Origin of the sequence: Nocardioides sp. GCM10030259, assembly GCF_042666375.1 — a bacterium.
In the GTDB taxonomy this organism is placed as follows: Bacteria; Actinomycetota; Actinomycetes; order Propionibacteriales; family Nocardioidaceae; genus Nocardioides.
The window spans coordinates 130,193-143,437 of the sequence record NZ_JBHTDF010000020.1 but is presented as its reverse complement, the minus strand read 5'-3'; the positions used below and the strand labels follow the sequence as shown (position 1 = coordinate 143,437).

Here is a 13,245-nt window from a genome sequence, read left to right as displayed (position 1 = left end):
TGACGGCGTCCGGGTTGGTCTTGGCGACCTCCTCGATCTCCACACCACCCTCGACCGACGCGATGCACAGGTAGCGGCGGTTCGCCCGGTCCAGCAGGAAGGAGAAGTAGTACTCCTCCTCCGGCGGCGTCGCCGGCGTGACCAGCACCCGGTTCACCGTGAGGCCCTTGATCTCCATGCCCAGGATGTTCGACGCGTACAGATGCGCCTCGTCGGCCGACCTGGCGAGCTTCACGCCACCGGCCTTGCCCCGGCCACCGGCCTTGACCTGCGCCTTCACGACCGTCACTCCGCCGTACTCGGCGGCGGCGGCACGCGCCTCCTCGGCGGTCGCGACGACCGTGCCGAGCGTCGTGGTGACGCCGTGCCGCGCGAAGAGCTCCTTCGCCTGGTACTCCATCAGGTCCATCAGGGGCCTCCTCCGGCGCGGTCCTCGCCGCAAACCAAGCGGAACTATTCCGTTCGCAGACAGTATGCTGTATTCAATTTTCTGACAAGAGGAGGCGAGGATGACCAGCACCCCCTTCCGCGTGGTCAGGCACAGTCGCGTCGTGTCCGACGCCTACGGGCGCCACTACCGGATCGGCGAGACGGCCGAGGAGCTCACCGGGCACCCACGCGAGCACCAGGCCTGGCGGGCATGGCTCTGCCTCGCGGCGATCGGCCCGCTCCAGTACCTCTTCGGCTTCGCCGTCCTGGGTCTCCCGGGCGCGAGCACCTGGGACCCCGTGCACACGATGTGGCTCCTCGCGCTCTTCGTCGTCGTCCAGGCCGGCACCGCGCTGCCCTGCGCGTGGCTGGCCCGCGACCGGAGGCTCTCCCCCGCCCCCGTCGTCGCGGCGGGCGGCGTCCTGGCGGCGGCGGGCCTCGCCTGCCTGGGCCGCGCCGACAGCCTGGCCACCGCCGCGATCGGGTACGCCGGCCTGGGCGGCATCGGGGCCGGCCTCGTCTACTCCACCGCCGCCTCGACGGCGGCGAGATGGTTCCCGGACCGGCGCGTCTCGACGATCGGCTTCGTCACCGGCGGCTTCGCGGTCGGGGCGGTCCCGGGCATCCTGGCGCTCACGCTGACGTCATCCTCCGATGCCCACATGCTCGTGTACGACGTCCTCGCCGTGGTCGCCCTGGTCGTCGTCGTGGCGGCCGGACGAGGGCTCGTCGAGCCGCCACCCCACTGGTGGCCGGAGCAGATCGACCCCCAGCTGTGGGCGATCGACCACAGCCTCAACCGCAGCCTGCCGCACAACGTGCCGGCCGTCCGCGAGTACCCACCGCTGGATGCGCTGCGCACCTCCGCCCTGCCCCTGATGTGGCTCATCTTCGCCGCCATCTCGGCGGTCGCACTGCTGGGCACCGCGTTCGTCAGCCGGTACGCCGTCGACGCCGGGCTCGGCATGACCACGGCGGGCCTGGCCGCGGCCGGTCTCGCCGCGGTCAGCGGCCTCGGCCGCTCGGCCACGGCACGCCTGTCCGACCTGTTCGGACGGTCCCACGTCCTGGTCGTCGTCGTGGTGGTCGAGGGCGCCGCGCAGCTCGGACTGGCCGCCACCGGTCACCTCGGCACCAGCATCGGCTTCCTGCTCTGCGCGATCCTCGCCGGCCTCGGCGGCGGAGCCTTCTACGCCATCTTCGCGCACCTCGTGCTGGAGTATTTCGGCGAGCGCAACGTGCTGCAGAACCAGGCGATGCTCTACAGCGCCAAGGCGGCCGGCGGGATCGTCGGAATCGGGGGCGGAGCCCTGCTGATCCTGCACCTGGGCGACGACGCCGCCTTCGCGATCGCAGGCGTCACCGCCCTCGTCGCCGCGTGCCTGCTGCCGCTCCTCAAGCAGCCCGGTCGACCGACCCTGCCGACACGTCCGTAGACCCCCGAGTTCTGCTCCGGACCCTAGACACCGTCTCCGGAGTGAGGTAGACATCACATTGGAACGCATACGGTATGCAGTCTCTTGCCGACCGTCAGCGGAACACCGAGAAAGCGGCGCCGAGCGGAGCGCCGACGTGGAGAGACGAGCGACCTCTCGGACAACGAGCAAGAGCCCAGCCCCCCACCCTCAACGGAGGACCAGAAGATGAGCAAAGCCCTTGAAGGCGTGCGGGTGCTCGACATGACGCACGTTCAGTCGGGCCCCTCCTGCACCCAGATCCTTGCCTGGCTCGGAGCAGACGTGGTGAAGCTCGAGTCCCCCACCGGCGACATCACGCGCCAGCAGCTGCGCGACATCCCGGACGTCGACAGCCTCTACTTCACGATGCTCAACTGCAACAAGCGCAGCATCACGCTGAACATGAAGAGCGAGCGCGGCAAGGAGATCTTCACCGAGCTCGTCCAGCAGTCCGACATCCTCGTGGAGAACTTCGGTCCCGGGGCCGTCGACCGGATGGGCTTCACCTGGGAGCGGCTCCAGGAGATCAACCCGGCGTTGATCTTCGCCTCGATCAAGGGCTTCGGCCCCGGCAAGTACGCCGACTGCAAGGCCTACGAGGTCGTCGCCCAGGCGATGGGCGGCGCGATGAGCACCACCGGCTTCGAGGACGGTCCGCCCACCGCCACCGGCGCCCAGATCGGCGACTCGGGGACCGGGATGCACCTGGTCGCCGGCATCCTCGCCGCTCTCTACCAGCGGGTGCAGACCGGCCGCGGGCAGCGGGTCACGGTGGCGATGCAGGAGGCCGTCCTCAACCTCACGCGGGTCAAGCTCCGCGACCAGCAGCGCCTCGCACACGGGGCCCTGCGCGAGTACCCCAACGACGAGTTCGGCGACGAGGTGCCCCGCTCCGGCAACGCCTCCGGTGGCGGCCAGCCCGGCTGGGCGGTCAGGTGCAGCCCCGGCGGCCCCAACGACTACATCTACGTGATCGTGCAGCCGCCCGGCTGGCCGAAGATCGCCGAGCTGATCGGCCACGCCGAGCTCGCCGAGGACGCCGACTGGGCCACGCCCGAGGCGCGCCTGAACAAGCTCGACAAGATGTTCGCCCTCATCGAGGACTGGACCGGCCAGCACGACAAGTGGGAGGTCATGGACAAGCTCAACGAGCTCAACGTCCCCTGCGGTCCGATCCTGAGCACCCGCGAGCTGATCGAGGACGAGACGCTCGCCGCGCTCGGCGCCGTGGTCGAGGTGGACCACCCGCAGCGCGGCGCGTTCAAGACCGTCGGCTGCCCGATCAAGCTCTCGGACTCCCCCGTCGAGATCGTCGCGTCCCCGGCGCTGGGCGAGCACACCGCAGAGATCTACGGCGGCCTCGGCATCGACACCGCAGAGCTCGACGAACTGAAGGCTGCCGGCGTCATCTGACGAACGGGTCACCACCCACGGAACAGGAGTAGGCATGGCACACGACCGGACAGCGGTCAAGGACATCCTCGACAAGGCGCTCGCGGCAGGGCGCACCAGCCTCAGCGCTCCGGAAGCCAAACAGGTCGCGGACGCGTACGGCATCCCGACACCCGGGGAGGCACTCGCCACGTCTGCGGACGAGGCCGCGAAGCTCAGCGCAGGGATCGGGTTCCCGGTCGTGCTGAAGATCGTCTCCCCCGACATCCTGCACAAGACCGACGCCGGTGGCGTCGTCGTCGGGGTGGACAGCGAGGACGCTGCCCGCTCGGCGTACGACCAGATCGTCGCCAACGCCCAGGCGTACCAGGCGGACGCGGCCATCACGGGCGTCCAGATCCAGCAGATGCTCGGCAACGGACCCGACGTCCAGGAGGTCATCGTCGGCGCGGTCACGGACCCCGCCTTCGGCAAGATCGTGGCGTTCGGCCTCGGCGGCGTCCTGGTCGAGGTGCTCAAGGACGTCACGTTCCGGCTCGCCCCGACGACGCCGGCCGAGGCGAGGTCGATGGTCGACGGCATCGCCGCCGCCGCCGTGCTCGACGGCGTGCGCGGTGCCGCGCCCGTCGACAAGGACTCGCTCGCCGCAGTGATCTCGGGCTTGTCCGACCTGGTCACCGACTTCCCGGAGTTCTCCGAGGTCGACCTCAACCCGGTGCTCGCCGGACCCGACGGGGCCACCGCGGTCGACGTCCGGATCATCATCGACCCCGAGGCCGCCGAAGAGCCCACGCGGTTCTCGCAGGACGAGATCCTCGCGTCGATGAACCGGATCATGAAGCCGAAGGCGATCGCCGTGATCGGCGCCTCCAACGAGGAGGGCAAGATCGGCAACTCGGTGATGAAGAACCTCATCAACGGCGGCTACAAGGGCACGATCTTCCCGATCAACCCCAAGTCCGACACCGTGCTCGACCTGCCGGCGTTCAAGTCCATCACGGACGTCCCGGAGGACGTCGACGTCGCCGTGTTCGCGGTGCCGGCGAAGTTCGTCGCCGGGGCGCTCGAGCAGTGCGGCGAGGCCGGCGTCGCCGGCGCGATCCTGATCCCGTCCGGCTTCGCCGAGACCGGCCAGCAGGAGCTGCAGGACGAGGTCGTCGCGGTCGCCCGCAAGCACGGCGTGCGGATCCTCGGGCCGAACATCTACGGCTACTACTACACGCCCGAGAACCTCTGTGCGACGTTCTGCACGCCGTACGACGTGAAGGGCAGCGTGGCACTCACCTCGCAGAGCGGTGGCATCGGGATGGCGATCCTGGGCTTCAGCCGGTCGTCGAGCATGGGTGTCTCCTCGATCGTCGGCGTGGGCAACAAGGCCGACATCGACGAGGACGACCTGCTCACGTTCTTCGAGTCCGACGACAACACGCAGCTGGTCGCGATGCACCTCGAGGACCTCAAGGACGGTCGGTCGTTCGCCGAGGTCGCCTCGCGCGTCTCGAAGAAGAAGCCGGTCGTCGTGCTCAAGGCCGGCCGCACCGCCATGGGTGCGCGGGCGGCGAGCTCGCACACCGGCGCGCTGGCCGGCAACGACAAGGTCTACGACGACATCCTCAAGCAGTCCGGGGTGATCCGGGCGCCGGGGCTGAACCACATGCTCCAGTACGCCCGCGGCGTCCCGAAGCTGCCCACGCCCCAGGGCGAGAACGTCCTGATCATCACCGGCGCCGGTGGTTCGGGCGTGCTGCTCTCCGACGCGGTCGTCGACAACGGCATGACGCTGATGGACATGCCGGAGGACCTGGCGGCGGCGTTCGACGAGTACATCCCGCCGTTCGGCGCCTCGGGCAACCCGGTGGACATCACCGGTGGAGAGCCGCCGTCGACGTACCGCAACACGATCGCGCTCGGCCTGGAGGACGACCGGATCCACGCGCTGATCCTCGGCTACTGGCACACGATCGTGACGCCGCCGATGGTCTTCGCCAAGCTCGTCGCCGAGGTCGTCGAGGAGTACCGCGCCAAGGGCATCGAGAAGCCCGTGGTCGCCTCGCTCGCCGGAGACGTCGAGGTCGAGGAGGCCAGCGAGTACCTCTACGAGCGCGGCGTCGTCGCCTACCCCTACACCACCGAGCTGCCGGTCGACGTCCTCGGGGCGAAGTACCGGTGGGCCCGCAACGCGGGCCGGCTCGGCGGCTGAGACGCACCGGTGGCCCCACCCTCACGGGGGTGCAGCCACCGCCACAGAAGAACGGTCAACGTACTGAGAGCGGGTGATGCCCTTGTGCAGCCCACCTCCTGAGCAGCTCGGGGTGCTCCGGGGTGAACACAGCAGTCCAACATGTCGGCAGGCTGTTCGCTGACGTCGATCAAAGGGAGGCCATCGCCTTGGACGTCGCAGGTACAACTCCTGGGGTTCCGGAAAAACCTCAATCAACAGATGAACGAGTCTGGCATGCCGGTGGGCTTGCTCCGATGCCCATCCGCAAGATGCCGGATGCACCGCCCTCGGTGCATCTCCTTGGACCCACCGTCTTCCTGCTCGCGCTCGGCGTGGGCATGGGCGAGTCCTTCATGTGGCCACGTCTGGTCGTCGTCTTCGGACCCGAGATCCGATGGCTCTTCCTGATCGGTGTCACGCTCCAGGCTGTCGTCATGCTCGAGATGTCCCGCTATGCCATGGCCACCGGTGAGAGCATCTTCACCGGTGCGGCGCGGGTCTTCAAACCACTGATGTGGTTCTTCTTCGTCACCGCGATCGGCGTCTACATCTGGCCCGGCCACATGTCCGCCGGCGCCGGGGCGTTCGAGGAGCTGACAGGGATCCCGTGGCAAGTCACCGCAACGATCGCCCTGATCGGTGTCGCGACGGTCTTCACTCTCGCGCGGGTCATCTACGACCTGCTGGAGAAGGTGCTCGGCGTACTGATCGGATGCCTGGTGATCGGCACCGCCGTCGTCGCGGCGATGGTCGGCAACATCAGCGACCTCGGCGAGACGCTCGCCGGCATGTTCGCCTTCGGCTACTTCCCCGACGAGATCAGGACCGCCGCCTGGTTCCCGGTCGTCGTGGGCTCGATCGCGTTCGCAGGCCCGTCGGGCATGCAGCAGATGTGGTACACGCTCCACCTGCGCGAGAGCGGCGCCGCGATGGGTGCTCACATCCCGAAGATGACGGGACTCGCCCACACCAAGGAGTCCGACATCGCGGCGATGCCCGACCGCGGGTTCATGTTCGACACCGAGGACCCGGCCGAGATGGCGAAGTGGAAGGGGTGGCGCAAGTGGGTCACCTTCGACGCCTTCGCCCTCTTCTGGGGCGTCACGATGCTGGTCACCGTCTCCTTCACGGTGATGGCGATGGCTGCGGCGGAGGAGAGCCCGGAGGTCCGGCAGCTGCTCCTCGAGGGTGACCGGGACGCCGCACTGCCCGCGATGGCGGACGCGTTCTCGTCCGCAGGCTGGGCAGGGCTCGGCAGCATCTTCCTCGGGTTCATCGCCCTCATCGGCCTCAACGCCACGCTGGGTCTCTTCGACTCGTTCTCCCGTGGCCAGGCCGACATGGTGTTCAACAACGTCAAGGGTGCCAAGAAGATCGGCATGCCGAGGCTCTACTCCATGTTCCTCTGGGGCGTGGTGATCTTCGGGATCCTCATCGTGAACTGGGGACCCGCAGACGGTCCGACGGCGATCCTGGACACGTTGGCGTTCCTGTCCACCTTCGTCATGGGCGCCTATTGCGTGACCCTGCTGCTGGTGAACAACCGGACGCTGCCGAAGCCGATCAGGCCGGGGCTCGTCACCAACGTGATCATCGCCCTCGGCGCGGTGTTCTACCTCGGCATGCTGTTCTACAGCATGATCAGGTTCGGCGTCACGGACATGGGTTGATCGGACCGATGAACACCGTGACGAAATCACGGCTCGCCTGCCTCGGGGAGCTGACGCTCCCCGGGGCAGGCATCGGGGCCGTGGCCGGCATCTTCGCCGGCTTCCTGACCATCATCTCCGGCCTCGAGTGGGGCCTGGTCGCCGTCAACGCCCTCGGGCTCGCCATCCCCATGGCGATCTTCGGCGGCGGCTACACGATCCTGTGCGCGCTGGGCATCGCGCGAGTGGGCGTCTTCGCCCCGGCGGCCCTCTACTGGATGATCGCCTTCCCCGTGTCCCGGATCGTCCAGGAGGCACTGGCCGGCGTCTACCTCGCGGGTGCACCGGGTCTCTCGACCGACCTGTTGTCGTTCGTGCTGTACAACGCGTTGCTCGCGCCCGGTCTCGCCTTCGGCTTCATCTGGATGCACGAGCGGCTCGTCCCGGGGTGGTTGATGCGGATCCGCGACCACAACCCGTACGCCGCCGGCCTCGCCGGGGCCTATCTGCGGTACGCCGGAGCGATGTACGCGCAGAAGCAACGCACGGAAGCGCGTCGGCAGGCCCGACGCGGGAACACCGAGCCCACCCAGCAGAAGCGCGCCTGACGCGCCCCAGAGCGGACAGAGAGCAGAGAGACTCCCCGTGGACGTATCCATGTCGGTGTGGGCCATCACGCTGGTCGTGACGATCGGCGTGCTGGCCCTCGACTTCTTCATCGTGGCACGCAACCCCCACGAGCCAACGCTGCGCGAGGCCACCCTGTGGGTCTCGTTCTACGTCGGGCTGGCGGTGCTCTTCGGCATCGGCATGACCGTGGCGGCAGGAGGACAGGCGGGCGGAGAGTTCTTCGCCGGCTGGTTGACCGAGTACTCGCTCTCGGTCGACAACCTCTTCGTCTTCCTGCTGATCATGGCCAACTTCGCCGTACCACGGGAGTATCAGCAGAAGGTGCTGCTGATCGGGATCGGGCTGTCGCTGGTCCTGCGCGGCATCTTCATCGCGCTGGGTGCGGAGGCCATCGAGCGCTTCGACTGGGTCTTCTTCATCTTCGGCGCCTTCCTGGTCTTCACCGCATGGAAGCTCGCGACCGCCGATGAGGACGACGAAGCGGAGTTCAACGAGAACGTCGTCCTGCGCACGGCCCGGCGAGTGCTCCCGACGACCGAGGACTACCGGGGGGCCTCGCTGTTCACGCGGATCAACGGGAAGCTGTTCGTCACGCCGATGCTGATCGTGATGGTCGCCATCGGCACCACGGACCTGATCTTCGCGCTGGACTCGATCCCCGCGATCTTCGGGCTCACCCAGGAGCCCTACATCGTCTTCACTGCCAACGTCTTCGCCCTCATGGGGCTCCGGCAGCTGTACTTCCTGATCGGCGGGCTGCTGGACCGGCTCGTGTACCTGTCCTACGGCCTGGCGATCGTGCTCGGCTTCATCGGGGTCAAGCTCATCCTCGGGGCGGCGCACCACCACGGCGTGGACTGGGCGCCGGAGATCCCGATCCTCGCGTCCCTGGCCGTGATCGTCGTGACGCTCGCCGTGACGACGGTCCTGAGCCTCATGAAGTCCGCACGGACGCCGTTGTCCGAGCGGACCTCAACTGAACGGGAGGTGGAAGCCGAGGTGGACTAGGCGCTCAGCGCTCGTCCGCGGACTCGTAGTCCGCATCCTTCAGCAGCTCGTCGAGCTCACGGTCGAGGTCCTGCTCCGGAGCGGTCTCGCGGAAGTTCGGACGGGCGGCAAGGGCGCCGAAACGACTGGTGAAGATCATCGTTCATCTCCTCTCTCGGGGTGGTGGGCCGGGTGATTCCTGCCCACTTGACTACTGCATACAGTAGTCCAGCGGGTGGGCGCAGACCCAAATCCCGAGCACGTGATCCTGTTCACAATCTCCGGGTAGGCGTCGCCAGGGCGGCCGATCGACGCTCGATCGAGGGCGGCGACTCCCGGCGGATCAGGCCGGTTCAGGCCGGATCAGGCCTCGTCGGCGAGGTCCTCGGGCTGCTGGTGGTGGAGGTCGCGGGTGCGCTCGGTGTGCTGGCGCATCAGCGTCGCGGCCCGGCGGGCGTTCTTCTCCTCGATCGCCGAGATGATCTCGGCGTGCTCGTCCCAGGCGTCCTTGCCTCGCGTCCGCGCGATCGGCATGTAGTACCACCGCACGCGCCTGTCGACCGAGGCGATCATGCTGGCGAGCACCTTGTTGCCGGACATCAGGACGACGTACGCGTGGAGGTCCGCGTTGGCGGCCACCATGGCCTCCTGGTCGTCGGCGGCGACCGCGTCCTCGCCCACCGCGAGCAGCTCGCGCAGCCGCGCGACCTCCTCGGGCGTGGAGTGCTTCGCGGCGAGTCGCGCGGACTCCGACTCCAGGAGCGTGCGGACCGCGAGCAGCTCGTCCGCCTCCTCGTCTGTGGGCACGTGGACGAATGCGCCGTGGGCCGGTCGGAGGTCGACCCAGCCCTCGGTCTGCAGGCGCTGCAACGCCTCGCGGACCGGCTGGCGGCTGACCCCGAGGTGGAGGGCGAGCTCGTTCTCGACGAGGTGCTCCCCCGGCTTGAGCTCGCGGGTGATGATCATCTCCGCGATCGCGTCGTACACACGCTCGCGGAGCGGCGTCGGCCGCTCCAGCGGTGGGCGCGCCGTCCGAGTCGGAGCTGCGGCCTTGCGAAGGCCTGCACCTCGCGCCGGCGTACTCACGTGCTCGCTCATGCCATCCCCTTGCCATGAAAGTCGGAGTCCCGACAGAACAGTCCTCGACCCGAGGTTCTTAGTATACAGTCGCCAAGATGCAGCCGGGTCGCGCCACCACGGATCCGAGCACGGCGGCGACCGTGCGAGGGGCGATGCTGCACCACCCGACCGTGCATCCCGCCGAGATGACCGTCGGCGAGGCCCGCTCGGCGTTCGCCACCAGCGCGAAGAACCGGCTGCTCCTGCTCGTGGCCGACGGGCTGCTCGTCAGCGCCGTCGACCGCGACGACCTGTCCGGGACCGAGGACCCTTCGTCGGCGGTCGCGGCCCTGGGGAGCCTGGACGGCAGGTGCGTGTCAGCCGAAGCCCCGCTCCGGGAGACCTTCGAGGAGATGCTGCGCACCGGTCGTCGTCGGTTCGCCGTGGTCGACGGGGACGGGGCGCTGCTCGGGCTGCTCTGCCTGAAGCGCAGCCGGTCCGGGTTCTGCACCGACGAGGGCGTCGCCGCGATGCGTCGGGCCCGGCGCTCCTGACCGGTGGATCAGGACAGCGCCTCGGCGAGCTCGCGGCGCGAGCCCACGCCGAGCTTCGTGTAGACCTTGCGCAGGTGGTACTCCACCGTCTTGGGGCTGAGGAACAGTGCGGCCGCGGCCTCCCTCGTCGTCCTGCCCTCGACGAGCAGCAGGCAGACCTGGAGCTCCTGGGGCGTCAGGGCGCTGCGCGGCCCGACGTCGCGGTGGCGCACCGTCTCGCCAGTGGCCGCCAGCTCCGCCGATGCGCGTGTGGCCCACAGCCCGGCGCCGAGCTCCTCGAAGTGCTGCAGTGCCTCGCGCAGCGGCTGGCGGGCGTCGACGCGGCGCGCGCACCGGCGCAGCCGCTCGCCGTACGCCAGCAGCGTGCGGGCCCGCTCGAAGCGGTCGAGCGTCTCGTCGTGGAACTTCAACGCCCGGCAGAACACGCTGTCGAGGTCGGCCTCGTCGGCGAGGTGGCCGAGCGCCCGCGCCGCGCGCGCCCGCGCCCACGGCTGGCCCTTGGCCTCCGCCGCGACGTGGTACGACGCCGCGACGCTCCGCGCCTCGGCCTCCGCACCCGTGCGCAGCAGCGCCTCGACCAGCTCGGGGCCGGGGACGAGGTCGACGTCGGCCATCCCGTGCCGCTCGAGGAGGGCGACCAGCTCGCCGAGTCGCTCGAGGGCCGCCTCCGGTGACCCGAGCGCGAGCTCGAGGTCGCCGAGCGCGAAGCGCGCCCAGGCCTCCGCGAGGTGCACGTGGATGGCGTCCGGCGCGTCGAGGACGTCCGCCGCGTGCTGCCGCGCCGCCTGCTCCTTGCCCTGCCGCGCCTCCAGCCAGCACAGGCCGGCCAGCGACATCAGCCGTTCGGTGACCTGCCCGGTCTCCTCCGCGAGCCGCACCGACTCCGCGTAGTTGGCCGCCGCCTCCGCCCAGGCCGACGTGGTCGCCTGGTCGCGAGCGACGTACGTGAGGACCGCCGGCAGCGCGCCCACCGCCGCCTCTCCGCGCACCTCGTCGACGAGGTCGCGCAGCGCCCGTCCGTCGCTCGAGGTCCGCAGGAAGAGCGGCACCAGCATCAGGCACGAGAGGCGATCGGGATCGGCGCGCAGCCCCGGGCACGCGTCGATGACCGGGACGGCGGCCCGCAGGTCCTCGACGCCCGCCGCGGCGTCGCCGGTGAGGATGCTCGCCATGCCGGTGGCGATCAGTCCGAGCGCCCGGGCGGCCGGCACGTCCACCGAGGGCGCGAGCGCCCGCAGCTCCCTCGCGATGGCGGCCGCGGCGGGCGCACCCGCGAGGAAGAAGCTGGCGTGCACGGCGTCCGCGAGCAGGATCGTGCGCTCCGAGGGGTCGGTCGTCAGCCCGGCCGCGCGCTGCAGGAGGTCGCGCGCCTCCGCCAGGCGACCGGTGCGCGCCGCCACCGCTCCGCGCAGCGCCAGCTCGCGCACCCGCTCCCGGTCGTCCGAGCACCGGTGGGCGTGCTCGTCGAGCAGCGCCAGCGCCCGCTCGCCCAGACCGGCCGACCACGCGGCCTCCGCCGCGGCGAGCAGCCGCTCGTTGCGGGCGACGTGGTCGGGGCTGAGGTGGGCGGAGCGCTCGAAGGCCCCGGACGCGACGGAATACGCCCGACGATCGACGGCCTGCCGGCCGGCCTCCGCCAGCATGTCGGCGATCTCGGCGTCCGGCTGCCACACGGTCTCGGCGAGGTGCCAGGCCCGGCGGCCGACGTCGTCGACGGGCAGCACGTCGGCGACGGCGCGATGGGCGGCCCGGCGCTCGCTGACGCTCGCCCGGGAGTACGCCGTGGCGCGCAGCAGCGCGTGCCGGAAGGACACCTCCCTCATCCCCACCTCGACCAGGCCGACGTCCTCGGCCTCGGCGAGCGCCCCCGGGTCGAGGCCGAGCGCGGCGCACGCATTAGCGGTGACCTGCGGGTCACCGCCGCACACCGCCGCGACCAGCAGTGCCGACCTCGTGTCGGGGCGCAGCCGGGCGAGTCGACGCGAGAAGGACGAGCTCACGGCGTCCGGCACCCTGCGCGGGAGCTCCTCGGGGTCGGTGGCCAGCGCGACGAGGTCGTCACCCGCGAGCTCGACGAGCGCGAGCGGGTTGCCGCCACCGACCCGCAGGAGCGGCTCGAGCAGCGTCGGCGGAACCGGACCGGCCACCCGCTCGACCAGGGCCGCGGCCGCGTGGTCGTCGAGGCCGCCGAGCGGCAGCGACGGCAGGTCCGCGACCAGCTCGTCGGCGTCCGGGGAGCAGGCCGCACCGAGGAAGACCACGGGGTCCGCGACCAGTCGCCGGGCGGCGAACACCAGCGCCTCGGCCGACGGCGGATCCATCGCGTGCAGGTCGTCGACGACCACGGCGACCGGGCCCTCGTCGGCGTACCGGCACAGCAGGCTCAGCACCGCGGCGCCGATCGTGAACCGGTCCCCCGAACCGGCCGGCTCGGCCAGCGCCAGCGCGCCCGCCAGTGCGGCGGCCTGCGGCTCGGGGATGTCGTCGATCCGGTCGAGGACCGGGTGGAGCAGCTGGAGCAGGCCGCCGAACGGAATGTGGCGCTCGGCCTCGAGGCCCCGCGCCCGGAGCACGTGGAAGTCGCCGACCGACGCGACGGCGTCGTCGAGCAGGGCGGTCTTGCCCACGCCCGGCTCGCCGGTGACCACGAGCGTTCGACTGAGTCCCAGCCGCGCGGTGTCGACGAGTCCGGCGATCGTCCCGCGCTCGCTCTCCCTCCCCAGGAGCATCCCGAAATTCTAGGCCGGTCAGGCGTCGGCGGGACTCACCGAATCGGGCCAGGTCCGCTGGCACTAGGTGGGTCCCCGGATGCGCCTCTGCCTGTAGCGCGACCACGGTGGTCATCACCCGGCCGACCGGTCCGGGCA

Annotated in this window: 11 protein-coding genes; 7 read left to right on the top strand and 4 right to left on the bottom strand. The window is 70.2% G+C overall.

From position 1 onward, the window contains the following. The coding region (locus tag ACFQQI_RS18045; RefSeq protein ID WP_378566611.1) for an ATP-grasp domain-containing protein at positions 1-409 on the bottom strand (409 nt) is incomplete at its 3' end. Positions 410-509: 100 nt separating this feature from the next. Here ACFQQI_RS18045 and ACFQQI_RS18040 point away from each other — a divergent pair. From ACFQQI_RS18040 to ACFQQI_RS18015, 6 genes are all read left to right on the top strand, one after another. Next, the gene (locus ACFQQI_RS18040; RefSeq protein WP_378566608.1) at positions 510-1,865 is read left to right on the top strand and encodes an MFS transporter; all 1,356 of its coding nucleotides are present in this window, start codon (positions 510-512) and stop codon (positions 1,863-1,865) included. 207 nt (positions 1,866-2,072) lie between these two features. Next, positions 2,073-3,299, top strand: a complete 1,227-nt coding sequence (frc, locus tag ACFQQI_RS18035; protein WP_378566605.1) for a formyl-CoA transferase — start codon at positions 2,073-2,075, stop codon at positions 3,297-3,299. A gap of 34 nt (positions 3,300-3,333) precedes the next feature. Further along, positions 3,334-5,478, top strand: coding sequence for an acetate--CoA ligase family protein (locus ACFQQI_RS18030; RefSeq protein ID WP_378566602.1), 2,145 nt, complete (start codon positions 3,334-3,336; stop codon positions 5,476-5,478). A 311-nt stretch (positions 5,479-5,789) separates the two neighbouring features. Further along, positions 5,790-7,169 carry an Nramp family divalent metal transporter gene (locus ACFQQI_RS18025; RefSeq protein ID WP_378566599.1) on the top strand — a complete coding sequence of 460 codons (1,380 nt, stop codon included), beginning with the start codon at positions 5,790-5,792 and terminating at the stop codon, positions 7,167-7,169. Between the two features lie 8 nt (positions 7,170-7,177). Further along, positions 7,178-7,756, top strand: a complete 579-nt coding sequence (locus tag ACFQQI_RS18020) for a hypothetical protein (protein ID WP_378566596.1) — start codon at positions 7,178-7,180, stop codon at positions 7,754-7,756. Between the two features lie 37 nt (positions 7,757-7,793). Then, the gene (locus ACFQQI_RS18015; RefSeq protein WP_378566593.1) at positions 7,794-8,786 is read left to right on the top strand and encodes a TerC family protein; all 993 of its coding nucleotides are present in this window, start codon (positions 7,794-7,796) and stop codon (positions 8,784-8,786) included. Between the two features lie 4 nt (positions 8,787-8,790). Here the strand turns inward: ACFQQI_RS18015 and ACFQQI_RS18010 are convergent, their stop codons facing one another. Together ACFQQI_RS18010 and ACFQQI_RS18005 are read right to left on the bottom strand one after the other, a co-directional pair. Next, positions 8,791-8,925 carry a hypothetical protein gene (locus ACFQQI_RS18010; RefSeq protein ID WP_378566590.1) on the bottom strand — a complete coding sequence of 45 codons (135 nt, stop codon included), beginning with the start codon at positions 8,923-8,925 and terminating at the stop codon, positions 8,791-8,793. Positions 8,926-9,128: 203 nt separating this feature from the next. Next, positions 9,129-9,863 carry a GntR family transcriptional regulator gene (locus ACFQQI_RS18005; protein WP_378566587.1) on the bottom strand — a complete coding sequence of 245 codons (735 nt, stop codon included), beginning with the start codon at positions 9,861-9,863 and terminating at the stop codon, positions 9,129-9,131. A 77-nt stretch (positions 9,864-9,940) separates the two neighbouring features. Between ACFQQI_RS18005 and ACFQQI_RS18000 the strand changes: the two genes are divergently transcribed. After that, complete coding sequence (locus ACFQQI_RS18000; protein ID WP_378566584.1) at positions 9,941-10,378, top strand: CBS domain-containing protein; 438 nt, start codon at positions 9,941-9,943, stop codon at positions 10,376-10,378. Between the two features lie 8 nt (positions 10,379-10,386). Here ACFQQI_RS18000 and ACFQQI_RS17995 read toward each other — a convergent pair whose 3' ends face one another. Continuing rightward, entirely contained in the window at positions 10,387-13,107 is a 2,721-nt protein-coding gene (locus tag ACFQQI_RS17995; protein WP_378566581.1) for an AAA family ATPase, read from the bottom strand. Positions 13,108-13,245: the final 138 nt, after the last annotated feature.

Coding starts and splice junctions, on each gene's coding strand:
- ACFQQI_RS18040 (WP_378566608.1), top strand. CDS start 510: ATGACCAGCACCCCCTTCCGCGTGGTCAGGCACAGTCGCGTCGTGTCC.
- frc (WP_378566605.1), top strand. CDS start 2,073: ATGAGCAAAGCCCTTGAAGGCGTGCGGGTGCTCGACATGACGCACGTT.
- ACFQQI_RS18030 (WP_378566602.1), top strand. CDS start 3,334: ATGGCACACGACCGGACAGCGGTCAAGGACATCCTCGACAAGGCGCTC.
- ACFQQI_RS18020 (WP_378566596.1), top strand. CDS start 7,178: ATGAACACCGTGACGAAATCACGGCTCGCCTGCCTCGGGGAGCTGACG.
- ACFQQI_RS18010 (WP_378566590.1), bottom strand. CDS start 8,925: ATGATCTTCACCAGTCGTTTCGGCGCCCTTGCCGCCCGTCCGAACTTC.
- ACFQQI_RS18005 (WP_378566587.1), bottom strand. CDS start 9,863: ATGAGCGAGCACGTGAGTACGCCGGCGCGAGGTGCAGGCCTTCGCAAG.
- ACFQQI_RS18000 (WP_378566584.1), top strand. CDS start 9,941: ATGCAGCCGGGTCGCGCCACCACGGATCCGAGCACGGCGGCGACCGTG.
- ACFQQI_RS17995 (WP_378566581.1), bottom strand. CDS start 13,107: ATGCTCCTGGGGAGGGAGAGCGAGCGCGGGACGATCGCCGGACTCGTC.